Origin of the sequence: Streptosporangium carneum (assembly GCF_027922005.1) — a bacterium.
Taxonomy (GTDB): domain Bacteria; phylum Actinomycetota; class Actinomycetes; order Streptosporangiales; family Streptosporangiaceae; genus Streptosporangium; species Streptosporangium carneum.
On the sequence record NZ_BSEV01000001.1, the window covers coordinates 103,671 to 127,326 of the forward strand.

The following is a 23,656-nucleotide window of genomic DNA, read 5'->3' on the forward strand; positions in this document are numbered from 1 at the left end:
GGCGGCACGTCAGCGCGGACGCCTGCGGGACTTGGGCTTGCCGGTGTGGTCCGTGCGTTCCAGCCACCATTCCACGATCAGCAGGTTGACGACCCAGCTGAGCCATACGCCTGCGGAGCCGATCGCCTCGATCATCGCCTGCTGGTCGCCACCGTAGACGCTGTCGAGCCGCGGAAGCTGGACGGCGAACAGCACCCCGGCCCACAGCCGGCTGGCCACGATGGACGTGGTCAGCGCGAAACTGCGGATCATCCACCTGCGGTGCTCGGGAAACCGGCGCTGCCGAGCCATCCGCCACCCTGCGAACCCGGTCAGCAGCCACACCACGCCCAGCACGGTGTTCCCGGTGTTCCCTCCGAAACCCGTGTGGCCGAACGGGGCGACCCCGAGAACGGCGACGCCTGCGGGGAACACACCGAGGAAGAAGTACGCCCGCCCCGTCCAGCGGTGCGCCCTGGGGTAGGAGCGGCGGAACCAGGGCCACACCTGGAAGCACCCTGCCACCAGGGCCACCGTGCCGAAGATGATGTGCGCCACGAGCAGGGGGTAGAAAAATGGCGGTGAACCGGACAGCGCAACCCGTGATCGCGCCGGGTCGAAGGTGAGGTACGGCGGCACCGAGTACACCGCGAACGCGAGCATCACAATGAACAGCGGAATGATCCAGCCCAGCTGGCGTCGACGCCGTGAACGCGGCGCCGAGTGCGAAGGCGGCGTCCCCGTCCCGTCCTCGCCGGGCACCGGACCCGATCCCGTCAACGTCCTGGTCACAACAGGCCTCCTCACCGAAGTCGCGGCAGGCTCGCACCGCCCGCCCGTTGCGGCCAGCCTCGCGGGGGACACGAATCCGGAGCCAGAGTCGAACCGACTGCAGTCATCCGGGACACCTCCGGCGGAGAAGTGGAAGCCGCCCGTGATGCACGGCCGACACCGGGAACGAGAGGCCATCGCCCGGCTTCTCGCCGACGCGCGAGGCGGACGCAGCGGGGCGCTGGTCCTGCGCGGCGAAGCGGGCATCGGCAAGAGCGCACTGCTGCGCCATGCCGCCGAGAGCGCGGCGGCCCCCGAGCCCATGCGTGTGCTCACGTGCGCCGGCGTCGAGTCCGAGGTCGAACACGCGTTCAGCGGGCTGCTCGGGCTGTTGCGGCCGGTACTCCATCACCTTGACGCGCTGCGCGGCGTCCAGGCAGAGGCGCTGCGCGGCGCGCTCGGCCTCACCGACTCCGCGGCCCCGGACTTCCCGGTCTCGGACTTCCCGGTCTCGGACTTCCTGGTCTCGGCGGCGGTGCTCACGCTGCTCGCGGAGGCGGCGGCGAACCGCCCCCTGTTGGTCGTCGTCGACGACGTGCAGTGGCTGGACCACGCCTCCGCGGCCGCCCTGCTGTTCGCCGCTCGCCGGCTGGCCGACGAGCCTCTCGCGATGCTGCTCGCCGTACGCGAACCCGAACCGCTGCCGGTCAACACGGCCGGACTGACCGAACTCGTGCTGCACGGGCTGCCTCCGGAAGACGCCGCGCCGCTGCTCGAGGAGCACGGCTGGACGCTGCCTGCCCGCCAACGCGACGCCCTCTTCACGGCCACCGGCGGCAACCCGCTCGCCCTGATCGAACTGGCCCGGCTCGACGATCCCGATCGCGCCGTGCCCGACCTCGCCATGACCGGAACCCTGCCCGTGAGCACCAGAGTGCGCGCGGCGTTCCTGCGCCAGGTCGAAGCCCTGTCGGCGGACGGCCGTGCGGCACTGCTGGTGGCGTCCGCCGAGGAGACCGGGGACGCCGGCACCGTTCTCGGGGCCGCCGCCCGGCTGGGCCTGCCCGCCGACGCCCTTGGCCCGGCCGAGCGGTCGGGACTGGTACGGCTCAACGGGATCAGGGTCGGCTTCCGGCACCCGCTGATCCGCTCCGCCGTTTACGCGGACGCGCCTTTCGACCACCGCCGCGCCGCGCATCTGGCCATCGCCGCGCACCTGAGCGCGACCGGACGGGACGACCAGGCGATCTGGCACCGCGCCGTGGCCACGACCGCACCGGACGAGAAAATCGCCACCGCGCTGGAGCACAGCGCCGACGCCGTCCGGCGGCGCGGCGGCGCGGCGGCGGCGATCTCCGTCCTGCGGCATGCCGCGCGGCTCAGCGAGTCGCCCGCCGACCGCCGCCAGAGGACGGTGACCGCCGCCTTCGTGGCGCTGGACGCGGGCCGGCCAGGCCTGGCCAGGACACTCGTCGACCAGGTCATGGCCGAGCCCGTGCCCGCCGTGACACTGGCCCAGCTCAACGGGATCATCGAGTTGTACGACGGGGACCCCGCGATCGCCTACTCACACCTGATGCGGTGCGCCGAGCTCATGGCGTCCACCGAGCCCGAGGAGGCCGCCTGGACCCTCCTGCTCGCGGCCGGATCGGCGTTGCACGCCGGTGACATGGAGGCGTCGCTGCTGGCGACCCGGCGCATCACCGACCTGGACTGCTCACCCGCGACGCTCCGCGCCGCCGAAGGTCTCCTCGGCGGCTTCGAGGGCGTCGTCACCGGGGCCGAGCTGTGGGAGCTGCCAGGCGCCATGCCTCGGGGCCGAGGCGGGGGCGATGAGCGGCAGTGGATGTGGGCGACCGTGATCGGCTGGATGGGGCCCGACGACCACCAGGCCCTCCGGCTCGTCGAAGCCACCGGCCGCCGGGTCCGCGCCGAGGGCTCTGCCGCGCTGCTGACCGAGGTGCTGTTCTACCATGCCGACATCGAGTTCCGGCTCGGGCGCTGGGCGGAGGGGACCGCGCATGCCGAGGAAGGTCTCCGCTTCAGCTACGAGACCGGCCAGCGGGGCTGGACGGCCAACTTCCTCGCCCAGTCGGCGCGGTTCGCCGCCGTGCGCGGCGAGGCCGCGGCCTGCCGCAGGTATGCCCGACGGGCACTGGAGATCGCGTTCCCGCTGCGCGAGCGCGTGGCCGCTGCGACGGCGACCGGCGCGCTGGGGCTGCTGGCACTGGGGGAAGGCGCGTCGGCGGAGGCGTTCGCAGAGCTGACGCGCCTGTTCGAGCGGGGTTCGCCTCAATCCAATGACTTCGTCGCTCTCGCGATGCTCCCCGACCTGGTCGAGGCCGCCGTACACGCCGGGACCCCGGAGCCGGCCCGGCTGATCGTCGAGGCCATGGCGCCTCGGACCGCCGGTGTCCGCGGGCCGGTGGCCCTGAGCAGGAGTCATCTCTCCCACGCGATGCTCTCGGACGACGCCCACGCCGAGTCGCACTACCGGAGCGCGCTGGCGAGCGGCGGGCTCGATCAGCGCCTTTTCGACCGAGCCCGGACCGAACTCCTGTACGGCGAGTGGCTGCACCGCAACCACCGCGGGAGCGAGGCCCGGGCGATGCTCAGGGCTGCGAGCGAGACCTTCGAGGCGCTCGGGGCGGAACCTTGGGCACGGCGTGCCCTCGCCCGGTTCCGTGCGGCCGGCGGCGCCCGGCCCCGCCCGGGCCGGGCGGTCGCAGCCCTGCTCAGCCCACAGGAACTGGAAGTGTCCAGGCTCGCCGCGAGAGGGCTGAGCAACCGCGAGATCGGTGACCGGATGCACCTCAGCCCGCGGACGGTGGGCTCGCACCTGTACCGGACGTTTCCCAAACTCGGGATCTCCACGCGCGCCGAACTCCGCGACCTCGACCTCGACTGACGAAGGCGTGCCCGCTCGTACGGGATCCGTGAACGCTCGACGGGGCCCTCTGAGCACCTCCCGGCAAGGCCGGGCATCCGGCTACCGGCGGGGCAGCGTGCGGGTGAAGTAGGCCGCTGCGGCGTCCGCCGCCGTCGTGACCTGCGGTTCCTGGTCATAGAAGGCGAACTGGTCGCCCTCGGTCCAGACGAACTCCCTGGGCCCGGCCAGCGCGGCGTGGAAGCGCCGTGCCCCGTCCGGGATGGCGGCGTCCTCGCTGTGCACGAGCAGGGTGGGCTGGGTGATCTGCGGGGCCAACGCGATGGAGTCGTAGGCGAGCCAGCCCGGCCAGGCCATGACGGCGAAGCGGTTGGGCCAGGCGGGGATGCCGCCGCGATCGGGGTTGAGGTAGAAGTCGATGTCGAACGGCATGGCGGCGCGTGGATCGGAGCCGCTGACGACCGGCACGTACTCGACCTCGCCGGTCGCCTCGTACCTCGCGCGTGCCCGTGCGGCCTCGGCGAGCTTGCCCGCGACGCCCTCCTCACCGCCGTACACCTCCCGGCAGATCTCGGGGTCGTGCAGCCAGGGCGCGACGAGCGCCAGCGACCGGACGCGGGGATCGCCGACGGCGTTCCCGCTCATGTACATCGCGGCCGCGCAGACGCCGAGCGCGCCGAGACGGGCGGCGTTCACCGCAGGGTGTCCGGCGAGGAAGGTGACCGCGTGGTTGATGTCGCGGACCTTCCGTTCCGGCGCCTCGTAGTCGCGAGGCTCGCCCTCGGATTCGCCGTAGCCGGTGAAGTCGAAGGACAGGGCGGCGAACCCGCGGTCGGCGAGCCGTTCGGCGTACCGGTCGGCCATCAGCTCCTTGACGCTCGTCCAGGTGCCCGCCACCACGATGCCCGGTGCCGGGCCGGTGTCGCCGGGCAGGAACAGGTTCCCGGTCAGCGTCACGTCGCCGGCGGAGAACGTCACCTTCTGCACAGTGGTCATGAACGTTCGCTCCTTCGATCAGTTCGCACAGGTCAGTTCGGCTTTGGTGATGGACGAGCCGTCGACGGTGAATGCTCCCGCCAGCGCGTCGAGGTTCCGGCCGTTGACCGCGGTGACGTAGGCGCTCACCGGCGCGAGCAGCCCGTCCGTCCCTTCGTGGGGGGTGTCCGCGCAGGCGGCAGGCGTCTTCGCGGGGTCCTCGGCGGACAGCTCCCGCGCGACGGCCTTGATGTTCTCCTGCACGATGGTCGGAAGGTCCGCGACCGGTGGACGGCCGGGGTAGGCGCGGTCCAGCTCGGCGATGATCGACTTCTGCTCGCCCGGGCCGACCGTCCTGCCCTCGGGCGAGTCCGGGGCGACGGCCGGCCGGACCAGGCCGCGGAACACCTGGAGATACCGGCGCTGCTCGTCGATCAACGCGCGGGCCGGGCCTGCGGCACCGTGTCCCGGGTACATCGTCCTGGCCCCGGAGAAGCGCCCACCGAGCTGATCGAGGATCTGGAGCCAGCCACAGCTGGCCCCCTCGATCAGCGCGGGCGTGACCTTGCCGGTCGCCAGGTCGCCGGAGAAGAGGTCACCGGTTTCGGGACGGTAGTAGACGTTCGCGATGTCGGACTCGCCGTGGGCGAACGTGGCGGTCTCGAAGCGGAGGCCCCCGACCTGTAACGGTGCGCCGTCCTCGAAGGTCCGGTCGGCGTAGGTGAGCGTGGCGGGGAAGTCCGCGTTCGCCGAACGGGCCAGCGGGTAGAAGCCCCGATCGTCCTCCCGCATCGTCTTGTCGGTCGCCTTGGACGCGTAGACGGGGGCCTCGGGGAACGCCTCGTGAAAGGCGCTCGCCCCGCCCACATGGTCGGGATGGGAGTGGGTGAGCAGGACGGCGGCGACCGGCTGGCCGGTCTTCTTGATCTCCGCCACCGCTTTCCGAGCGTCGGTCGGCGTGCGCAGGGTGTCGACGAGGACCAGGCCCTCCGGCGCCTGGATCCAGTAGGTGTTGACCGAACCCGGGTTGGACGAGGCGAAGCGTCCCGGCTCCGCCTTTCGCGCGGGCGGCGCCACGGTCCGGTCGTCGTTCGAACAGCCCGCCACCGACGCGATCGCGCATGCGGCGGCGGAGCTTGCGGCGAGAAGGCGCCGCAGTCTCTGGTTCATCTGGAGCCTTCGTGGAATGGGGATGCGAGCGGGTTCAGCGGAAGTCGTCCGCGTGGGCCTGTGCCCACTGCTCGAAGGTGCGGGGCTCGCGGCCGGTGACCTCGCGGACGGTCGGGCGGACGACCGACTCGTCGAGCGAGCCGTTCACGGAGAAGTCGAAGAACGCGTCCACGTACTCGACGGGCATGGTGGCGAGCAGGTCGGTGCGCGCCTCCTCGTTCGTCAGGCCCACGAACTCCAGATCACGGCCGAGGACCTCGGCCAGCACAGCGACCTGGTCGGCGGGCGGCATCGCGACCGGACCCGTCGGCCGGAGGATCTCGCCCCGGTACTCCTCCGACAGCAGCGCGCGGGCGGCGACGGCCCCGATGTCGTGCGGGTCGACGCTCGCCGTGCGGACGTCCGGGAACGGCACCCGCACCCGGTCTCCGGACCGGAGCTGCGGCAGCCAGCGCAGAGCATTGGACATGAACGCGCTCGGCCGCAGGAACGTCCACGGCAGCCCGGACTCCCGCACGGCGGACTCGGACGCGGCCATGAAACGGGTCACCGCGTTGGTCATGTCGCGGCTCCCGGCCGAGCCGCCGGACAGCAGCACGACCTGTTCCACTCCCGCACGCCGAGCCTCGGCCACCAGGCCCGGCATGTCCTCGTACCCGGGGAGCAGGAACACCGCGCGGGCCCCGTCCAGTGCTTCGGTCATGCTCTCCGGCCGGTTGAGGTCGCCCGTCACCGCCTCGACGCCGTCCGGCAGCGGTGTGGTGTCCGGCTTCCGCACCAGCGCCCGGACGGGTTCACCGGCTGCCGCCAGGGCCCGGACCACTTCGGAGCCGACGTTTCCTGTCGCACCCGTCACCAAGATCATTTCATTGTCCTTCGCAGGGTGTTCACCAGGGGAGGGGACGGCCGTCGCGGAAGAACCCGCCGGTCGGGCCGTCGTCGGGCAGTGTGGCCGCCCAGACGACGCCGGCCGCGCCCTCGGAGACGGGACGGCCGCCCGGGCCTCCCATGTCCGTCGCGACCCAGCCCGGGCAGATCGCGTTCACGAGGACGCCGTCACCGCGAAGCTCCGCCGCCAGCATGCGGGTCAGGGCGTTGAGGGCCACCTTGGTGGTGCCGTACGCCGGGGTGCCGCCGCCCATGTTGGTCAGCGAGGCCGCCTCGCTGGACACGTTGACGATCCTGGGGTGCGCGCTCTCACGCAGGAGCGGCAGCAGCTCCTGGATCAGCCGCCAGGGACCGTACAGGTTCGTCTCGGCGGCCTCGCGGACAACGTCCAGGTCGGCGGACGCACCGCTCTGCCAGGTGTCGTAGGTGATGGCGGCGTTGTTGACCAGAACGTCCAGCCGCCCGTACCGCTCGGCGACAGCGGCCGCCACCCCCGCGATGTCCTCCTCGGAGGTGACGTCGAGCCGTAGTGGGACGACGTCGCCTCCGAGCTCCCTGGCCGTGGTCTCGGCCGCCTCCGGCGATCGGGCGGTGAGGAGGACGGTGTGGCCGAGTGCCGCCAGCTCGCGGCAGACCTCCCGGCCGATCCCCCGGTTGGCGCCGGTCACGAGGACGATCATCCGTTTCCCACCGCCAGGGACATCAGGTTCCGGTTGCCGTCGGCCCAGGTGGCGGTCATCACCACAGCGCCGATCTTCCACGCGTCGTCCGACCGGACCAGGTCGAAGCGGTAGGTGCCGCCCAGCGTCCACAGCGACGAGCCGAACGGATCGGTGAGGCGGTGCGTGGCCTGGAACGACGCCGTGCAGACCGCGGTGTCGCCGTCGACGGTCACCAGGTGGTTCGTGATCAGGTGCTGCGTGGCGTCGAACGCGCCGAGCAGGCCCGACCACGCCTCGACGATCTGCGCCGGCGTCAGCACGGCGGGCTCGCCGCCGTTCAGGCTGGTGTAGTCCAGGGTCACCGAGTCCGCGAACACCTCGCCCAGACGGTCCCACTCGCGCTGGTCGGCGTGCCATGCCATGCGGGTGCAGGTCTCGATGATCGCCAGGCGATCCTCCGTAGTGCTCATGCCGCAATCGTGGCGTCACCCTTTTCGGCACGTCCAATATCTGTTGTAATAGCCAATAGCTATGGATGCTCATCTGCGTGACATGAGGTATTTCGTGACCGTCGCGGAGGAGCTCAGCTTCACCCGCGCGGCCGAGCGCCTGTTCATCTCGCAGCCGACGCTCAGCAAGCAGATACGCCAGCTCGAAGAGCTGATGCGGGTGAGGCTGTTCGAACGCGACCGGCGCACGGTGCGGCTCACCGCGCCGGGCGAGGCGCTGCTGCCGGCCGCCCGCGAGCTGCTCCAGCAGTGGAACGAGGTCCAGCGGGTCGTCGGCGACGCCGCCGCCGCCGAATCCTCACGGCTGACCGTGGGCATGTCGACCAGTGTCGGACGCGGCCTCCTGGGAACGCTGCGGGAACGGTTCACCGAACGCCGTCCGGGCTGCGACCTGCGGCTGCGTCAGGTCAACTGGACCGACCCCACGGCGGGCCTGGCCGAGGGCGAGGTCGACGTGGCGTTCGTCTGGCTGCCGTTCCCCGGCCAGGACGATCTCAACGTCCGCGTCGTGGCCCGAGAGCCGCGCTGGGTCGCGTTCCGGCACGACCACTGGCTGGCCGAACGGGACAAGGTCGACTTCGCCGAGCTCCTGGACGAGAGCTTCCTGGCACTCCCCGAAAGCGCCGGCCCGCTCCGCGACCACTGGCTCGCGACCGACGAGCGCGGCGGGCGGCCACCGGTGGTCTGCACGACCGTGACGAACGCCGAGGAGACCTTCGCGGCGCTTGAGAGCGGCGACACCGTCGTCCTGCTCGCCGCCGGCAACGCCGAGATCTACCGACGGCCGGGGATCATGACCATCCCGGTCACGGGTCTGTCCCCGAGCGTGCTCGCCCTCGCATGGCGCCCCGGCGATCATCGCAGCGCCATCCGCGACCTGGTCGAGGCCCTGTCGCCCGAAAGAACGCCTGGGTGAGGCGGCAGGACTCCGCCCTCGACGGCTGACGCCGTTGCTGTGTTTCACCGCCGTACGGACACGTCAGAGGCCCTCCGGGATCACCCCAGAGGGCCTCTGACCTGCGGAGCCGCCTTGGGGAATCGAACCCCAGCCCCCTTCACTACGATTTAGAACACGATCGTCCAGAACCGTCCACGGCTGTCTTCTTGGCCCGGTCGAGCGGGCTCCACGGGATCCCTCAGTCCATGGTTGTCCAGGACTGTTGTTGGCATCCGCGGTCGCCTCGATGTTGCCTGTCTCTTCAGGAGAGTGTCTTCTCGCAGCGAGCGAGCCGTTTCTCCAGGCGTTCTCGGACCGTTTCCCCCGGGGGCCGCCCACCACCGACCAAGAGGCTTGTCACCAGGCCTCCTCCCACGTTCCCTCGGGGATGCGGTAAAGGGTTCGGGTCGACGCGAACCATTCCCGGTCGAGGAAGCGTCCTGTGATTCGGCCCACCATGCACAACATGAGATGCAGGTGCTGCCTGTGGCTTCCATCCTCACTGAGCGCGAGCCCGTTCGCATACGGCCTGTGGTCAGGGAGGTCCATGTGTCCCTCCTCGTCCGGCGGACCGGCGTATCCGAGCTGTGCGCCGTCGTAGTAGAGGTACAGCCCCTCAAGGAGACAGCGGTCGTCGTCGTAACGGATCTGGAAGACGCGTCGTTTTCCCAGGTTGCGGATGGCGGGGTGGTACGGATAAAGGCCGAAGGCGAGAACGTGCGTCCAGCCAGGCGCGTGCGGGCCGATCCAGACGGTGTCCGCCGGCCGCCCCTGGTACATCTCGATCAGCGTTTCGAGATCGCAATTCAGCTTCGTGTCCAGATCCACCCGGAGTAGCTGGGACACTTCTTCCGGATCGTCGCTCTCGACCCAGAGTCCATGGAAGTAATAGTAAAGACTGTGCTCGACCAGCAGGTCCCACTGGTTTTCCTCGGGAAGCGCCAGCTCCGGATTCTTCATCTTCTCACTCTCGCACCGTGGCCCTGCCGGACAAATGGAGTACGGGGTCACCAGGCGGTCACCCGGCAACCCCGCTGTCTACAGATAAAGCTGACTACGACCCGATCACCCGACCCTCATTCTACGATCTTCACCCCAGAAAGGGCTCTCGCTGATCTCGGTGGAGGTTTTCTCGGGGTCGCACGCGAGGAGTCGGCGTTCGCCGTAAAACGCCTGGAGAGCGTCTCCGTGCTTTTGGTCGCAGCTGGCGTAGACCGCTCGAACGGAATAGTTGTTCTTGTCCTTGGCCGCTCCTCGCTCAGTGGAGGCGAGGTCCGACAGCAAGCGGGAACCCGGCCCGGCGATCCGGCCTCGCCGTACAGCGTCAGCAGGAGGGATGACAAAAGGCCCCCACCGGAACCCGGTGGGGGCCTCTGACCTGGAGCCGCCCTGGGGAATCGAACCCCAGACCCCTTCATTACGAGTCAACTGTGGGGTCCAGGTCGGAGGACTCACATCCTGGTCAGGCGGTAGATGCGGTGCGGTGGAATGTGATCGCGTAAGACGGTGTTGTCGTACAGCGCTGCTGTACACAACAGGAGCAGAGGCCCGACCTTCAGCGTTTCAACGCCAGCGCCGAGACGTGGCAACGTCTTCGCCCCAGCTTCGAGTCAGCTGGAACCTCCTGGGAAGTGCCTGGCCTATCCTTGTCCTACACGGCCGACGCCTTCGTTGACCTGGGTCGACCTGTCGATAGGCTTGTTGACGTTCTTTTCGTACGCCAGAGGCGCTTCAGGCCCCACGAAGGATCTCGTCCGCACGAGCAGACGCCTTGGTGTTCATGCTGCGCAGGGCTGCAATCTCCGTCTTGTACTTCACAAGAACCTTACGGTAGTAATCATCTTCAATCGCCCGCCTTTTCGACCCGTAACCGATCTTTGCATCGCATTCGGCATCGGCAGCTGCGATGCGAATCTCCTTGTCTCGGGCCTCTGAGGAGCCGATCCCCAGAGTGGCATGGATCTTTCTTGCCTCCGCCCGTGCATCATCAGGGCTTCCGATACCCTTATGTCCCTTTTCGACCATGCAAGTCGACCATGAACTGTTGAGCTCTGAGACCCTGGAGTCCGCCCGAGCACTCCTCTGCGCCTGCAGAAGGATATTTCCGGAGAGGAAATCCAGCTTCAACCACTGTTCGATCGAGCCGTAGAGGGTTCGCCGCGCCTCCGTCAGACAGCCTTCTGCCGGAGTGCCCACCTCGCCGAACGTCGGTATGTCCACGGTGATCTCCGGCGCGTCGCCCGGACCCAGGAGAGCGTCACCCCACTTCTGCTGCTGGTCCTTTGGAAGCTTCTGCACCCCAGAACGGTCGATGTCCGCCGGCGAGTCTCCGACGATCTCAGCGGAACGATATCCCGTGGCACTTGCCGCCTGGAGCGACTGTCCATAGTTGTCCTCGCCCACGGTGGGAACAACATCGCTCTGGGGTGTGGGGTTCTTGACGTACGTGAAGCCCTTGCCCTCCATACAACGCCTGACAAGCTCCTCCTGCGCGGCGTACTGTCTACTCGCCCCTGAGAAAAGCGTTGTTATCTCCGAGCGGAGAGCAGGGTCATGGCCGGCCAGCGGGGTAGGGGCCAGGTCGCCCTGTGCACTGGAATCGGCTGCGAACGCGTTAGCCAGAAGCCCTCCGCCCGCCAATGTCGCTGAAACCGCCAGCGCGGCTACCGCAGTGACCGTGGGCCGCTTCTTCACCCTTGAAACAAACGACATTTCCAATGATCCTATTCTTTATAGAGGGGGCCCTGACCTAGCAGGTCTGAGTTGAGCTTCGCCCGCGATGACTGTCGCCGGAATTATCCTGCATACCAGATTGAACACTAGAGAAGCTCTGATTCTGTCGGAGCCAAACAGTGGGCCCCACATAGAACCCGGTATCGTAAACACACACCCAGTAGAGTGTGGTGAAGCGGTTCTTCCAGGAGGCATCGTCTGTTACCAGAACCTTCCAGGCGGAGAGACTTCCGGCCGCCTGGTGCCACTCTTCGACAGCCACCGTCGCAGACGCTTTGGATCCGTAGTACGAGATGTCTGTCCATGCGCAGAAATTGGAGCTCGCGCAAGTACTGTCGGCTTGTGCGGGAGCGACGGTTGACGCACCGACCAGGCCTCCTGCAATCGCTACTGCAGCCACGCTTCTAAAGATGGCGCCTTTAAGCATGAAGTTCCTTTCTGAATCGCCGCCAAAATTTGCCCCGTCCGCTAATTTTGTCACCTTGACACCAAGGTGGGCGGCGTGCCCATAGCGCCATACTGCAATACCTAAAGGCCTATTTCAAGATCTTGATCGGATCGTTTTTGCGTGATATTTGACATCGAAGACTAGATTCGTCACTATCCGCAGTTTATCAATTTCTTTAAGTGATAATAATTGAAGCATCGGACTCTGCTGCGATCGAGACTCTCGCCCCACCTGAGCCCTGTGCGCCCTCACCAAACCCGGCATCGGCGACCTCCCCCACCGGCCCTGACCAGCACCGCGCCACCATAGGCGCTGATCGCCATGTCATAGGGCGACAGCTCATGGGATACGCTCACCCATCCTATTTATGTCTATTTAGCCATACCCGTTTATGTCCATTTAGTCATACCTGCCTGGTCTCTCCCGAGACGAAACAATGCCCCGGCGATGGACTCACAGCATCCCGTGCGATGAAGACTCTAATCACCAAACCCCAGCCAACACGCGCAAAGCGTCAATTTTGATCCACCCTGCGTCATTCGATGGCAAGACCCACCGAAGGAGGGCCGCGGCAGCCGATCGCCCCGACTGGCTACGGTCAGTGCCGAAGTGAGCGATCATCATGGCCGTCACCTCGACAACACCGGAAAAGAGCCTTCTCGTCTCGCAGGACTCGCCAGCTGGTAATCCAAGCGCGTGGGCGGTGCCGGCCGCGACCGGCCGAAGAGCCGCAGCGCGGCCGGCGACCGCCCGACGCGCGGCAAGACGCCGAAGGCGGATCGCCTTCAGAGACGTGGAGAAAGTTCTCATCCAGAGCTGGCGCAGTCTGATGATCTTGAACGCATAACGTCTGGCTTGGCGTTCCCACCTGGGGCTTTATGGGTTACCGGCTGGCGGGACATCATGATCACTAGACAGGCCGGCGAACACCAGAGCCGATTTCGAGCGCTACTGCGAGAAGGCCGACGTCCCCCGGATACGCGTTCACGACACCCGGCACACCTGCGCCTCGCTCCTGGCCGCGCTCGATGTTCACCCCCGTGTCGCGATGCGCATCCTCCGGCACTCGCAGATTTCAATGACAATGGACGTCTATACACAGGTACTGACGCCAGAGACACGGAAGGCTCTGGATCGCCTGAACCGAGGCCTCGGCGAACACCTTCCGTAGGTTTACCCTGCCGTCACAGGCATGTCACCTTAAGCTCAAAAGCCCTCCGGTTTACCGGAGGGCCTTGATGCGTACGGGCTACCAGGGAATTCTAGCTCCGGCGGGAACGCCACAGAGCGAAGATCGAGAGGGCAGTGACCGCCGGGATCGCCATGACAACGATCGTCAGATGTGCAGGGAGCATCGCCAGATCCTTCGCATTCAGAAGCGGAACGATCGTAGCTGCGGCCATCGCGGCAACGGTGATCACAGCATCCCAGAAGCGGCCCAGGTGAGGGCCACGCATCTCGCTCGAAGCAGTCACGTCCAACCCGTCAGGGGACTGAAGGGAAATCTTAAGATTCGCGGCGTCGCTAGGGGCTTCGTCAGTGGAGTGGATGGAGGCGGGGTTGGTGGGCATGTCGCTCCTCTCTCAGGGCACAGCTCCGCCCAGTGCGGAACATATTCGCGCCCTCTGAAGCGACTCCCGGCGCAAGCTAATCCGGAGTAAGGGGCTCGGCCGAGAATCGGTCCGGAACTAGCTCCATGCCTCTACCTCCTCAACGTTTGAGCCTCAGTCACATGTCGAGGCCCACTCGAAGTAGGGTATCAAGGTAACCACATATATGCATCAAATTGCTGCAAGTCTGCTGCTCCTACATGGTTGATCGCCTGCCGATGTGCGACTATCAGCTGAGTGACCCCGAGCCGCCAGACGGGTCAGCTACTTGTGCGAGGTATGCCATGCCTTCGGAGTCGACTCCCCCTCAAGCTCGACAGATAGTGAGCGAGCGGATAACAGTGGGGCTGGTCCCGCGAGTCTCTGAACAACTCCAGAGACTCCAAGAACGCACCGGCTTCTCGAAGACCGACCTAGTGAACAGAGCCATCACGCTCTACGAGTACGTGGAAGCCGAGGCTTCCAAAGGCAACGACCTGCTGGTCCGCCAGAAAGACAACGGCGAGTTGTTCATCGTCAAGATCCTTTGATCGAGGGCGACGCCAACGCCTCTTCGACGTTTCGCGCCTTCCAACCGGCCGTCACCGCGCGGCTAATAGATCACTGACCTGCTTGAACGTAGAGGTAGCTGTACGCATTGCTGTACGGCTACGCAAAAGGCCCCCACCGGAACCCGGTGGGGGCCTCTGATCTGGAGCCGCCTTGGGGAATCGAACCCCAGACCCCTTCATTACGAGTGAAGTGCTCTGGCCGACTGAGCTAAGGCGGCGTGCCGTGATGTTTCGCACGGCCTACGGCAGTCTACAGGCTTCTTGGGGCTTCTCGCGCCCCCGAATCAGCTGATCTTCGGGCAGCGGACTCCGTCCTTGGGGACGACCAGGTTGATCAGATAGTCGTCGACCAGGCGGTCCACGCATGTCGAGCCGGAACGGTAGGCGGTGTGGCCGTCGCCGTCGAAGTCGACCAGGATGCCCGAGGAGAGCTGGTCTGCCAGGGACTTCGCCCATTCGTACGGCGTGGCCGGGTCGCGTTCGGTTCCCACGACCATGATGGGGGCGGCGCCGGGAGCGTCGATCTTGGGGCGGGGGACCTGCTTGACGGGCCAGTAGGCGCAGGGCAGCGATCCCCACATGATGTACGGCCCGAACATCGGCGCGTCCTTGAGGGAGTCGCGGGCCGCGGCGGCGAAGTCCGAGGAGGACTGGGGGAAGGAGGAGTCGACGCAGTTGACGGCGCTGTTGGCCTCGGTCTGGTTGGAGTAGCTGCCGTCCCGGTTGCGGTCGACCAGCAGGTCGGCCATGCGCAGCAGCGTGGTCCCGTCGCCCTTCAGCGCCTCGCCGAGCGCCTTGCGCAGGATCGGCCAGGCCTGCCGGTCGTAGAGCGGGGTGACCAGGCCCAGCACCGTCCATGACTCGCTGACCTGGCGGCGGTCGGCGGTCCTGTTGGTGAGGGGGGCCTGGTCCGTCTTGCGGAGCAGGTCGGCGATCTGGCCCCGGGCGGACTCCACCGTGCCGTCGAAGGGGCAGCCGGCGGCCGTGAGGCAGTCTTCCAGGAACGCGTCGAGGGCCACCTCGAAGCCGCGGGCCTGGGTGGCGTTCATCTCCAACGGGGAGAGCGAGGGGTCGACGGCGCCGTCGAGGACGAGGGCGCGGACGCGCTCGGGGAACAGGTCGGCGTAGACCGCGCCGAGCTGCGTGCCGTACGACTTGCCGAGGTAGGTGAGGCGCTCGTCGCCGAGGGCGGCGCGCAGCAGGTCCATGTCCTTCGCCGCGTCGACGGTTCCGACGTGCGGCAGGAGCTTGCCCGAGCGGGCCTGGCATCCGGCGACGTAGTGGCGCGCCCCCTCCTCCAGCGCGGCGATCTCCTGCGGCGAGTCGGGCGAGCTGTCCAGGGCGTTGAAGGCGTCCAGCTCGTTCGACGGCAGGCATCGGACGGGCGAGGAGCCGCCGACTCCGCGCGGGTCGAATCCCACCACGTCGAAACGGGCTCGTACGGCGTCGCTCAGCACCGAGCTCGCGTTGCGCGCGTAGTCGACGCCGGAGGCGCCGGGCCCTCCGGGGTTGATGAGGATCGAGCCGATCCGGTCACCCGTGGCGGGCAACCGGATCAGGCTGATCTCGATCTTCTCGCCGTCCGGCTTGCCGTGGTCGAGGGGGACGCCGAGCCTGGCGCACTCGAAATCGTCGCCGCAGCCGGTCCACGCGAGCGTGGAGCTCGGCTTCCCCGAGGCCTTGCCCGCCTCCGCCCCTCCGTTCGCGGCCCCGGTTCCCGTTGCCCCGGCCCCGCTGCAGGCCGTCGTGAACAGGGCCAGCGCCGCGAGGGCGGCGGCCGTACGGGGGAGTCTCACGCCTCATCCGCTCCATAGATCAGGCCACACGACGGCGCGGCACGGGAGCCGGGATGCGCGAAGTGACTGGCGGGTCGTCTACCGCTGGCATCGTACGCCCACGAAACCACCGGCGCGGAGGGAGCGGATCAGGGATGCTGAGGTATGTCTTTCCCCTCACTCCACAGGAACATGACGATCAATGTGGATGAGACGCGTGCGCCAGGCGAGGAGGTCGCGTGTTCGACGGAGCATCCCATCGTGAGCCGGGGTCGCCCTGGCCCGCCGGCACCCTCATGGCCGCTCTTGACGAGAGCGCCCGCGGAGAGCTTCTCGCCCTGGGCACGCCGGACTCCCACGAGCCGGGAGCGGTCGTGATCCGGCAGGGCGATCGCCGGCGCGACCATGTCTTCCTGCTGCGTTCGGTCAGGCCGGGGCTGCCCGCCTGCGCCAAGGTCACGGCGATGCTGGACAACGGCGTCGAGGTGCTGCTCGGCGTGCGGGTGAGCGGTGACCTGGTCGGCGAGATGGCGGTGCTCAGGGGGGTCAGCCGCGCGGCGACGGTCACGGCGTGCACGCCGATGCTGACCTTCAGGATCCCGGCCACCGCCTTCCTGGCGTATCTGAACAACCGTCCGGAGTCGTGGCCCGTGCTGGCCTCCATGATCGCGCAACGGCTGGACTGGGCCAACCGCCGCAGGCTCGACTTCGCCGCCTTCGAGGTCCCGGTACGGCTGGCACGGGTGCTCGGCGAGCTGGTCGAACGTCACGGGTTCGCGGTCGAGGACGGCGTGGACATCGGCGTCCAGCTGTCCCAGCCCGAGCTGGGACGGCTGATCGGGGCCAGGGAGGCGGCGGTGGGGAAGGCGGTCAGGCTGCTCAAGGAGAACAAGCTCCTGAAGACCCGCTACCGGCGGGTGGTCGTCACGGATCTGGCGGGGCTCAACGCCTTCGCCGCCGAGGAGTGAGCCCGCCCGCGTGCTGGGGGTGCCCCTTGAACGACGCCGATGTCGCCGGCACGTCACCCAAGTCATCTTTTGTCGCTGCGTAAGGCTTTTGTCGGAACCTACGTAACGTTTCACTCTCACCCCCCACGGTCGCCTCCAGAGAAAGGGGCGGAGCGTGATACGAGTATGAATCAATGCACTCCGAGATTCATTCTCCGCATTTTGGGGGCGCACATCCCATACCAGTAGGGGATGTGCGCCGATCCGCTGCCTCATACTGATGCCCCAGCAGGCATCGACCACAGAAGGCAAGAAACCGGGAACTCATGGAAAGCGTCTCCTTCAAACGCGCCCTCGTCATGTCGAGCGACCTGAGGGGTTACGGGCAGGGCAACGACAGGCGGCACGAGACGATGCAGCGGAACTTCGTCGACCTGCACACGGCCGCCGCCGTACAGGCGGGGCTCAACCGCGAGGACTGGGCGATCCAGCCGGGCGGCGACGGCGAGCTGGCGGTCCTGCCGGCGAGCGAGCCCGACCCCCTCGTCGCCGACCAGTACATCCGGGCACTTCACCGGGGGCTCGTCCAGCGCAACGACGCCCTGCCTCCGGACGAGCGGTTCCGGCTCAGGGTGGCGCTCGCCTTCGGCACCGCCTATCCGTCGGCGAACGGATACGCCGGTCAGGCGGTGGTCGAGGCCTGCCGCCTGGCCGACTGGGGGCCGCTCAAGCGGGTCTTCAACGAGAGACCGGAGGCGAACATCGTTCTCGTCCTTTCCCAGCGGGTTTTCGAGGACGTGGTGCTCCAGGGCCACACCTCCTATTCGGAAGACGACTTCCACCGGGTCACGGTCCAGGAGAAGGAGTTCTCCGGCCCCGCCTGGGTCTGGGCTCCGGAACTCGACGCGGGGAGCTTGAGCCACCTGCGCGATTCGCCAAAAGACACAGAAAGCCCAAAGGGCATGAAACCCAACATCTCCCAGCGAGCAGAAGTGATCAACAATGTGAACGGACCTCTCAAAGCGCGCGAGGTGAACTTCGGGATCGTCCGTAAATGACAGTTCAGGAAGCCCCTCAGGACGAGGGAACCCCTCCCCCCGAGCCCTCTCAGGACGAGCGCCCGCCGCAGGACCAGGACGGGCAGCAGGCCCAGGAGGGGCGGTCGGCGAAGAACACGGACGACGACTTCGACGAGGACGCCCTCGGCCAGACCGCCAATGTGATCAACAACTTCTTCGCCGAGGTCAGCGCGCAGAAGGCGACCTTCGGCATCACGGGCGGGCCCGCGGTGCGATCGGTCTCCGGGCGGCTCGACCGCGGAGACGTCGAACGGGCGCTCGCGCGCTTCGTCAGACCACGGGGCTTCGACAGGGCCCTGACGGCCCTGCGCGAGCGGCACGTGGTCGTCCTCGTCGGCGACGAGGGGATCGGCAAGTGGACGAGCGGGGTCGCGCTCCTCGCCGAGGCCGGGCTCTCCCCGGAGAGGATCACCGTCTTCTCCCCCGGCCTCGACCTGGACGGCCTGCTGGCCGTCTCCTTCAAGAAGGACCGGGTCTACCTCGTCCACGACTGGATCGAGGGAAAGGTCGAGAACAACGTCCGGCGGTTCGGCCTCGACACGCTCAGCACCAGGCTGACGCGGGCGGGGGCGCACCTGGTGATCACTCTCAACCGCGCGGAGACACGCCAGGGGTTCGAGGCGTTCGAGATCGGATGGGAGCCGCCCAACCCGCTGGAGGTGCTCGGGGCGCGCCTGGGCCGTGCCCGTCTCTCCCACGACGAGGCGGGCCTCCCGGAGGAGGTCGCCACGCTGCGCTCACCGCGCCAGGTCGTCGAACTGGCGGAGCAGATGCTCTCCGGCTCCCAGTCACCCCAGGAGATCATGGCCGACCTCTGCGGCGGCACCGTCACCACGTGGTTCGACACCAGGCCGAAACGCTCGGAGGTGCTGGCCGTCGCCGCTCTCGCCTTCGTGTACGGCCTGCCGGAACGCGTCTTCGAGCGCCTCCTGGTACGGCTGACGACCATCGCGGACGAGGTCGAACGGCAGGGCGCGGAACGCGAGCGGCGTTCCGTCGGAGAGAACCTGCCCCAGAGCCGGAGGCTGTGGAACGACGGCAACCCCCTGATCGGCCTGTCGGCCGACGCCGGAGAGCCCAGGGTCGTCTTCCGCAGCCCGCACCACCGCGAGCAGGTGATCCTGCAGCTCTACCGCGTCTACGGATACGGCGTGCTGGAGCCCCTGCGGCAGTGGGTCCGCGAACTGGCCGACGACCTGCCCGAGGTGCAGGTCCAGGTGGCGGCGGGTCTGGCCCTCCTGGCCAGGAAACGCCCCGAGGAGGTCAGGGAGTCGTTCCTCATCCCCTGGGCCGGGGGTCTGGTCCAGGAACGCATGGCGGCGGCCAGCACCCTGTCCATGATGTGCGCGGACGACACCACCGCGGCCGTCGCCTTCACCACCGCGCTGAGCTGGGTCGAGAACGCCGGGCAACCTCAGGCGATGACCGCGGCGCTCGCCTTCGCCGGAGGCCTGTCGATCCGCTACCCGGCCGAGACGGTCGACTGGCTCTGGTACCTGTCCCTGCGCGGCGTCCGGGTGAGCAACGTCGCCCAGAGAGCGCTGACGCTCATGTTCCAGACGGCGGCGGAGCGGGACGACGAGGCGCTGACCGGCCTCCGACTGCTCGTCAGGCATCTCGACCGTGATCTCAGCGAGGGCATGGAGCCGCAGCGGGCCCGGCGGGCCCTGCAGGCCGTGCTCGGCGTGCTGGCAGCCGACCGGCTGGAGCGCGAGGAGTCGCTCATGGCGTGGCTGCTGCTGTCCCAGCCCGCCAGCGCCAAGGCGATCGGCACGCTGTGGGCCTGGACGCTGTACAACGCCCACCACCGTTCGGACGCCGTACGCGCGCTGTGCCGCACTCTCCGCCACCTGGGAGAGCAGGCCGGGGCCACCGGGGCCACGGCCGCGGCGGAGGCGCTCGGCGTGGCGGTGTGGTCGGCCCTGCCCGAGGCCGCCGCGGTGCTGGTCAGGCGCGCGATCAACCACGCATGCGCCGGTGGACACGTGCGCCGGGACTCCCCTCCCGCCAAGCACGTCGTCCTCGCCCTGCTCAACGCGGGCTCCCGGCAGATCCCCTCTTGACACCAAGGAGACACCGATGCCCGCTCTCAGCGGCTACCCGATCGTCGAGGAGCGCTCTCTTCGACCGCCCCAGCGTCGGCTGGGGCTCTTCACGCGGCGAGACCTCCACGAGCTCCCCGAGACGCCGGTGGGGACCGTCCTCGTCTTCGCCGTGAACGGCGGTTACAAGGCGTACACGGAAGGCGAGCACCTCAGGGGGTCGGAGGAGGCCGTCGTGAGGGCGAGGTCGGTGAGCGTCGTCTACCTGCGCAGCCGCCAGGTCGTGCTCACCGTCGAGATCCCCTCCCAGGACATGGGCTACCACTTCCAGGTGAAGGCGACCTTCACCTGCAAGGTGACCGACCCCGAGGCGGTCGTCGCCGCCGGGGTCGAGGACGCGGCGACGATCCTGGGCAACCACCTCCGCGACGACGCGGGACTCATGCGGCTCGGCATGAGCCGGCCCGTCGAGGACGTGCACCTTCTGTCCATCGAGGTCACCAGCCGGGTCCGGGCCTACCTGGAGTTCTGCCCGCCCCGGATGGACGGGCTGGAGGTCGCCCTGGTCAACGTCGCGCTCCTGCCGCCGAACGACATCCTCGCCCACGGCCAGCGGCTCAAGCAGCTCAAGTGGAGCGGGGAGAGCAAGGAGCTGGAGTGGGCGATCGAGAACCGGGACGTCTCCAGGATCGAGGAGATCTTCAAGCGGGGAGTCGAGGCCACCACGGCGTTCGGCGTCAGCCGCGACCAGTTGCTGATGCCGGACGCCGTGGGCATCACCCGCGAGGCGCAGGAGACCCGGATGAAGGCCCTGTCCGAGCTGATCAACCGCCTGCCCGACGGGTCGCTGGACTTCCTCCCCATCGACACGCAGAGGCTCATCGACAGGGTCATGACCTCGATCGTCGGCGAGGCCCCCTTCGTCGAGGCACCGGAGAACGCCGGCCGTCTCGGGATCGGCGAGGGCGGAGCCTTCGAGGACAGGACGTCCGGCGACAGGGACGCGGGGCCGCGCAGGATCGGCCTGGAGGACCTCGATGACTGAGAGCGCCGCCCGCGGCGGACGCCCACGGTCCCGACCCGCCGTACGGCTCGACCTGGGCAGGCGGCTGCGGGTCCTCGCGGGGGTCGACGAGGGGATCCTCGACCAGGTGCCGCTCGAGCGGACCCGCTACGTCGGCCTCGGCGGGGTGGTGCTGGGCACCGCGATCGTCGCCGGGGTCTCGATGTGGTTCGCGCTGGGTCAGGTCCTGGGCGGCGTCCACCTGGCGATGGCCGTTCCCTCGGTGATCTGGCTGCTCATCGTGCTCAACCTCGACCGGTGGCTCGTCTCGACGGTGGCCGGCATGTGGCAGCACAGGCTCATGATGCTGATCCCCCGCCTGCTCGTCGCCGTGGTGCTGGGCTCCATCATCGCCGAGCCGCTGGTCCTGAGGGTGTTCGAGACCGCCGTGGTCCAGCACGTCATCGACGAGCGGGAGGCCGCCCGGGTCAGGGAACGGGCGCTGCTGGTCGCGTGCAATCCGGTGACGGCCGCGCCGCCGCCGGGACGCGGGTGCGAGAACGCCAGGATCCTGGCCTCCGGGGCGGAGGCGGACGAGGCCAAGATCTCCGAGCTGGAGAAGGACGCGGCGAAGCTGCGGGAGCAGGTCAGAGTCGACGGCGCGGAGTACGACCGGCTGTTCAAGCAGGCGACCGCCGAGTGCATGGGCGAGAAGATCAAGGGGGTGACGAGCGGCAAGAGAGGCGTCGGCCCGCTCTGCAGACGCCTCGAGAACGCCGCGAGGAAGGCGAAGGCCGGCAGCGACCTGGACGGCAACAGGAGGAGGCTCGGGGAGCTGCAGAGCCGGATCTCCGAGCTGCGCGGCCCCCTCGCCGACAAGCGGAGCGACTTCGGGAACGAGGTCAGGGCCAAGATCGATGAGCGGCTGTCCGCGATGCCCGACAAGGAGGACCCCGTCGGAATCCTGGAACGGATGCGGGCCCTGCACGCGATCTCGTCGGAGAACACCTACCTGTTCGCGGCGAGCTGGCTGTTCCGGCTCTTCCTGGTCCTCATCGACTGCCTGCCGGTCCTCGTCAAGCTCATGGGGGGCACGACCACCTACGACCGCATGGTGGAGCACGCCAACCGCATGCAGGAGAGGATCCACGACAAGCGCGTCCAGCTCAGCGCGGACGCGCAGGTCGGCGAGCTCGAACTCCAGGCCCACCGCGAGGCGGAGGAGCGCAGAAGGCGGCGGCAGCTCATCGACATCGAGGGCAAGGCCGCCGACGCCGAGGCGCGGGCCCTCAGGGAGGAGCTGATGAACAAGCGGGCCGAGGAGCTGAAGCGCCAGAGCAGGCAGGAGGGCCGGATCAACGGCAACCACCCGCGTGTCGACCTGGCGGGCTCGTTCCGGTGACCCCGCTTGCGGGGAAACCTCTCACTGAGTCCTCCGCGGAACGGTGAACCCGCGGGGCCTCTGCCGGTCCGGTCCCTTCTTCGGGGCCGGACCTCCCTCGGGTTCTCCGGGACGGAACCTCCCTCCGGGGCCGGACCTCCCCCGGGTTCTCCGGGACGGAACCTCCCTCCATGGCCGGACCTCCCCCGGGTTCTCCGGGACGGAACCTCCCTCCATGGCCGGACCTCCTCCCGGGGGCGACGCGCCCGCCTCCCTGAACCGGCCCGCCTCACCGGATCGAGCCGCTCCCCGGGGAGCGGCTCACTCTCCTGATTCGCCGCTCTCGGCGACCTTCACGGCTCCGCCGTACATCGTGTCGTGCTGTTTGCGCGGGGAGCAGACCGAGGCGGAGGGGCACGCGCAGCGGCGTCCGCCGTCGTCCAGGCGGACCACCACCGAGTCCGAGGGGACGTTGCGTCCGACCACGGTCCCCGGCCCCTCGGGGCTGTCCACCTTCGCCCCCATCTTGGGCATCCTGCTGTGCGCGTCGACGTAGAGGGGGTGCTCGTACTTGAGGCAGCACATCAGCCGTCCGCACGCCCCGGCGATGCGCATCGGGTTGACCGGCAGGTCCTGGTCCTTGGCCATGCGCACCGAGACCGGCTCGAAGTCCTTGAGGAAGGTCGCGCAGCACAGGTCACGGCCGCACGGACCGATTCCCCCCTGCAGGCGCGCCTCGTCCCGGGGGCCCACCTGGCGCAACTCGACCCGGGCGCGCAGGTTCCTGGCCAGGTCGCGGACGAGCGCGCGGAAGTCGACGCGGTGGGGGGCGGAGAAGTAGACCGTGTAGACGTTCTCCGAGTCGAGGTAGTCGACCCCGATGACCTTCATGGGGAGCGTGTGCCGCCTGATCAGACGCTTGGAGACGCTGCGGGCCTCCGCGCGCCGCCGTTTGTTGGCCTCGTCACGGGTCAGGTGCTCCTCGCCCGCCAGACCCGCGCACACCGGCAGCCCGTCGATCTCCTCGCTCGTCCACTGCGGCGCCCACACGCACTCGGCCACCTCGGGTCCCGCGTCGGTGGGGACGAGCACCTTGTCGCCGATCTTCGGGCTGTGACCGCCTGGATCGAGGTAGTACAACCGGCCGTAACGGGTGAAGCTCACGGCCATGATCATGCTCATGTGGCTCCAAGGCTGCTGGGGGTACGGCTAAGCGCCCACTCCGCCACCCTACGCGTCGAGATCTCTCCTGTGGACTCCCGAGAGGGCCGGGGCCGTGCGAAATCGCCCCCGGCCCTCCCGACTGCGG

Annotated in this window: 20 protein-coding genes, 1 tRNA gene and 1 pseudogene; 9 read left to right on the forward strand and 13 right to left on the reverse strand. The window is 68.3% G+C overall.

All coding sequences use genetic code 11. The annotated features are described in order from the left end of the window. Nucleotides 1–9: 9 nt before the first annotated feature. On the reverse strand, nt 10–771 hold the full coding sequence (locus tag PKF00_RS00500) for a DUF2306 domain-containing protein (protein WP_271215300.1): 762 nt from the start codon (nt 769–771) through the stop codon (nt 10–12). 145 nt (nt 772–916) lie between these two features. On the opposite strand from PKF00_RS00500, the gene PKF00_RS00505 reads away from it, so the two are divergent. After that, a complete protein-coding gene (locus tag PKF00_RS00505) occupies nt 917–3,658 on the forward strand; it encodes a helix-turn-helix transcriptional regulator (RefSeq protein WP_271216328.1) in 2,742 nt (913 codons plus the stop codon). A gap of 81 nt (nt 3,659–3,739) precedes the next feature. On the opposite strand, the gene PKF00_RS00510 is transcribed toward PKF00_RS00505, so the two are convergent. From PKF00_RS00510 to PKF00_RS00530, 5 genes are read right to left on the reverse strand one after another with little or no spacing between them, the layout of a single operon-like run. Then, nucleotides 3,740–4,633 (reverse strand): alpha/beta hydrolase, encoded by an 894-nt coding sequence (locus PKF00_RS00510; protein WP_271215301.1) that lies wholly within the window; start codon nt 4,631–4,633, stop codon nt 3,740–3,742. An 18-nt stretch (nt 4,634–4,651) separates the two neighbouring features. Next, a complete protein-coding gene (locus PKF00_RS00515; protein WP_271215302.1) occupies nt 4,652–5,782 on the reverse strand; it encodes an MBL fold metallo-hydrolase in 1,131 nt (376 codons plus the stop codon). 34 nt (nt 5,783–5,816) lie between these two features. Further along, entirely contained in the window at nt 5,817–6,647 is an 831-nt protein-coding gene (locus PKF00_RS00520; RefSeq protein ID WP_271215303.1) for an NAD(P)H-binding protein, read from the reverse strand. 22 nt (nt 6,648–6,669) lie between these two features. Next, nucleotides 6,670–7,350 (reverse strand): SDR family oxidoreductase, encoded by a 681-nt coding sequence (locus tag PKF00_RS00525; RefSeq protein ID WP_271215304.1) that lies wholly within the window; start codon nt 7,348–7,350, stop codon nt 6,670–6,672. Then, the gene (locus tag PKF00_RS00530) at nt 7,347–7,802 is read right to left on the reverse strand and encodes a nuclear transport factor 2 family protein (RefSeq protein ID WP_271215305.1); all 456 of its coding nucleotides are present in this window, start codon (nt 7,800–7,802) and stop codon (nt 7,347–7,349) included. The genes PKF00_RS00525 and PKF00_RS00530 overlap by 4 nt, the downstream gene beginning before the upstream one ends. Nucleotides 7,803–7,884: 82 nt before the next feature. Between PKF00_RS00530 and PKF00_RS00535 the strand changes: the two genes are divergently transcribed. After that, nucleotides 7,885–8,757, forward strand: coding sequence for a LysR family transcriptional regulator (locus PKF00_RS00535; protein ID WP_271215306.1), 873 nt, complete (start codon nt 7,885–7,887; stop codon nt 8,755–8,757). A gap of 378 nt (nt 8,758–9,135) precedes the next feature. On the opposite strand, the gene PKF00_RS00540 is transcribed toward PKF00_RS00535, so the two are convergent. The 3 genes from PKF00_RS00540 to PKF00_RS44560 form a co-directional block, all read right to left on the reverse strand. Then, nucleotides 9,136–9,738, reverse strand: coding sequence for a hypothetical protein (locus PKF00_RS00540; RefSeq protein ID WP_271215307.1), 603 nt, complete (start codon nt 9,736–9,738; stop codon nt 9,136–9,138). Between the two features lie 771 nt (nt 9,739–10,509). Then, complete coding sequence (locus PKF00_RS00545) at nt 10,510–11,490, reverse strand: hypothetical protein (RefSeq protein ID WP_271215308.1); 981 nt, start codon at nt 11,488–11,490, stop codon at nt 10,510–10,512. 37 nt (nt 11,491–11,527) lie between these two features. Beyond that, nucleotides 11,528–11,938: a peptidase inhibitor family I36 protein gene (locus PKF00_RS44560; RefSeq protein ID WP_369011153.1), complete on the reverse strand. Its 411-nt coding sequence runs from the start codon at nt 11,936–11,938 to the stop codon at nt 11,528–11,530. Nucleotides 11,939–12,899: 961 nt separating this feature from the next. On the opposite strand from PKF00_RS44560, the pseudogene PKF00_RS00550 reads away from it, so the two are divergent. Then, a pseudogene (locus tag PKF00_RS00550) lies at nt 12,900–13,130 on the forward strand (tyrosine-type recombinase/integrase); the annotation flags it as partial. A gap of 91 nt (nt 13,131–13,221) precedes the next feature. On the opposite strand, the gene PKF00_RS00555 reads toward PKF00_RS00550, so the two are convergent. Beyond that, nucleotides 13,222–13,530, reverse strand: a complete 309-nt coding sequence (locus tag PKF00_RS00555) for a hypothetical protein (RefSeq protein WP_271215309.1) — start codon at nt 13,528–13,530, stop codon at nt 13,222–13,224. Between the two features lie 239 nt (nt 13,531–13,769). Between PKF00_RS00555 and PKF00_RS00560 the strand changes: the two genes are divergently transcribed. Then, a complete protein-coding gene (locus tag PKF00_RS00560) occupies nt 13,770–14,099 on the forward strand; it encodes a hypothetical protein (RefSeq protein WP_271215310.1) in 330 nt (109 codons plus the stop codon). A gap of 162 nt (nt 14,100–14,261) precedes the next feature. Here PKF00_RS00560 and PKF00_RS00565 read toward each other — a convergent pair. Then, nucleotides 14,262–14,338 (reverse strand) — tRNA-Thr (locus PKF00_RS00565). Between the two features lie 66 nt (nt 14,339–14,404). Next, on the reverse strand, nt 14,405–15,916 hold the full coding sequence (locus PKF00_RS00570; protein WP_271215311.1) for an alpha/beta hydrolase: 1,512 nt from the start codon (nt 15,914–15,916) through the stop codon (nt 14,405–14,407). Between the two features lie 218 nt (nt 15,917–16,134). Here PKF00_RS00570 and PKF00_RS00575 point away from each other — a divergent pair, with 218 nt between their 5' ends. From PKF00_RS00575 to PKF00_RS00595, 5 genes are all read left to right on the forward strand, one after another. Beyond that, nucleotides 16,135–16,863, forward strand: a complete 729-nt coding sequence (locus PKF00_RS00575; protein WP_271215312.1) for a Crp/Fnr family transcriptional regulator — start codon at nt 16,135–16,137, stop codon at nt 16,861–16,863. A 305-nt stretch (nt 16,864–17,168) separates the two neighbouring features. After that, nucleotides 17,169–17,900, forward strand: coding sequence for a hypothetical protein (locus PKF00_RS00580; RefSeq protein WP_271215313.1), 732 nt, complete (start codon nt 17,169–17,171; stop codon nt 17,898–17,900). Further along, on the forward strand, nt 17,897–19,984 hold the full coding sequence (locus PKF00_RS00585) for a hypothetical protein (protein ID WP_271215314.1): 2,088 nt from the start codon (nt 17,897–17,899) through the stop codon (nt 19,982–19,984). Before PKF00_RS00580 ends, PKF00_RS00585 begins: the two co-directional genes overlap by 4 nt. 16 nt (nt 19,985–20,000) lie before the next feature. Next, nucleotides 20,001–21,008 (forward strand): hypothetical protein, encoded by a 1,008-nt coding sequence (locus PKF00_RS00590; RefSeq protein WP_271215315.1) that lies wholly within the window; start codon nt 20,001–20,003, stop codon nt 21,006–21,008. After that, nucleotides 21,001–22,368, forward strand: coding sequence for a DUF4407 domain-containing protein (locus PKF00_RS00595; protein WP_271215316.1), 1,368 nt, complete (start codon nt 21,001–21,003; stop codon nt 22,366–22,368). Before PKF00_RS00590 ends, PKF00_RS00595 begins: the two co-directional genes overlap by 8 nt. Nucleotides 22,369–22,668: 300 nt before the next feature. On the opposite strand, the gene PKF00_RS00600 is transcribed toward PKF00_RS00595, so the two are convergent. Further along, nucleotides 22,669–23,523: a PSP1 domain-containing protein gene (locus PKF00_RS00600; RefSeq protein ID WP_271216329.1), complete on the reverse strand. Its 855-nt coding sequence runs from the start codon at nt 23,521–23,523 to the stop codon at nt 22,669–22,671. Nucleotides 23,524–23,656 lie beyond the last annotated feature (133 nt).

What these genes read in the sequence shown, in the direction of transcription:
- PKF00_RS00505 (WP_271216328.1), top strand. Translation starts at nt 917, where the DNA reads ATGCACGGCCGACACCGGGAACGAGAGGCCATCGCCCGGCTTCTCGCC.
- PKF00_RS00510 (WP_271215301.1), bottom strand. Translation starts at nt 4,633, where the DNA reads ATGACCACTGTGCAGAAGGTGACGTTCTCCGCCGGCGACGTGACGCTG.
- PKF00_RS00515 (WP_271215302.1), bottom strand. Translation starts at nt 5,782, where the DNA reads ATGAACCAGAGACTGCGGCGCCTTCTCGCCGCAAGCTCCGCCGCCGCA.
- PKF00_RS00520 (WP_271215303.1), bottom strand. Translation starts at nt 6,647, where the DNA reads ATGATCTTGGTGACGGGTGCGACAGGAAACGTCGGCTCCGAAGTGGTC.
- PKF00_RS00525 (WP_271215304.1), bottom strand. Translation starts at nt 7,350, where the DNA reads ATGATCGTCCTCGTGACCGGCGCCAACCGGGGGATCGGCCGGGAGGTC.
- PKF00_RS00530 (WP_271215305.1), bottom strand. Translation starts at nt 7,802, where the DNA reads ATGAGCACTACGGAGGATCGCCTGGCGATCATCGAGACCTGCACCCGC.
- PKF00_RS00535 (WP_271215306.1), top strand. Translation starts at nt 7,885, where the DNA reads ATGAGGTATTTCGTGACCGTCGCGGAGGAGCTCAGCTTCACCCGCGCG.
- PKF00_RS00540 (WP_271215307.1), bottom strand. Translation starts at nt 9,738, where the DNA reads ATGAAGAATCCGGAGCTGGCGCTTCCCGAGGAAAACCAGTGGGACCTG.
- PKF00_RS00545 (WP_271215308.1), bottom strand. Translation starts at nt 11,490, where the DNA reads ATGTCGTTTGTTTCAAGGGTGAAGAAGCGGCCCACGGTCACTGCGGTA.
- PKF00_RS44560 (WP_369011153.1), bottom strand. Translation starts at nt 11,938, where the DNA reads ATGCTTAAAGGCGCCATCTTTAGAAGCGTGGCTGCAGTAGCGATTGCA.
- PKF00_RS00555 (WP_271215309.1), bottom strand. Translation starts at nt 13,530, where the DNA reads ATGCCCACCAACCCCGCCTCCATCCACTCCACTGACGAAGCCCCTAGC.
- PKF00_RS00560 (WP_271215310.1), top strand. Translation starts at nt 13,770, where the DNA reads ATGGTTGATCGCCTGCCGATGTGCGACTATCAGCTGAGTGACCCCGAG.
- PKF00_RS00580 (WP_271215313.1), top strand. Translation starts at nt 17,169, where the DNA reads ATGGAAAGCGTCTCCTTCAAACGCGCCCTCGTCATGTCGAGCGACCTG.
- PKF00_RS00585 (WP_271215314.1), top strand. Translation starts at nt 17,897, where the DNA reads ATGACAGTTCAGGAAGCCCCTCAGGACGAGGGAACCCCTCCCCCCGAG.
- PKF00_RS00590 (WP_271215315.1), top strand. Translation starts at nt 20,001, where the DNA reads ATGCCCGCTCTCAGCGGCTACCCGATCGTCGAGGAGCGCTCTCTTCGA.
- PKF00_RS00595 (WP_271215316.1), top strand. Translation starts at nt 21,001, where the DNA reads ATGACTGAGAGCGCCGCCCGCGGCGGACGCCCACGGTCCCGACCCGCC.
- PKF00_RS00600 (WP_271216329.1), bottom strand. Translation starts at nt 23,523, where the DNA reads ATGATCATGGCCGTGAGCTTCACCCGTTACGGCCGGTTGTACTACCTC.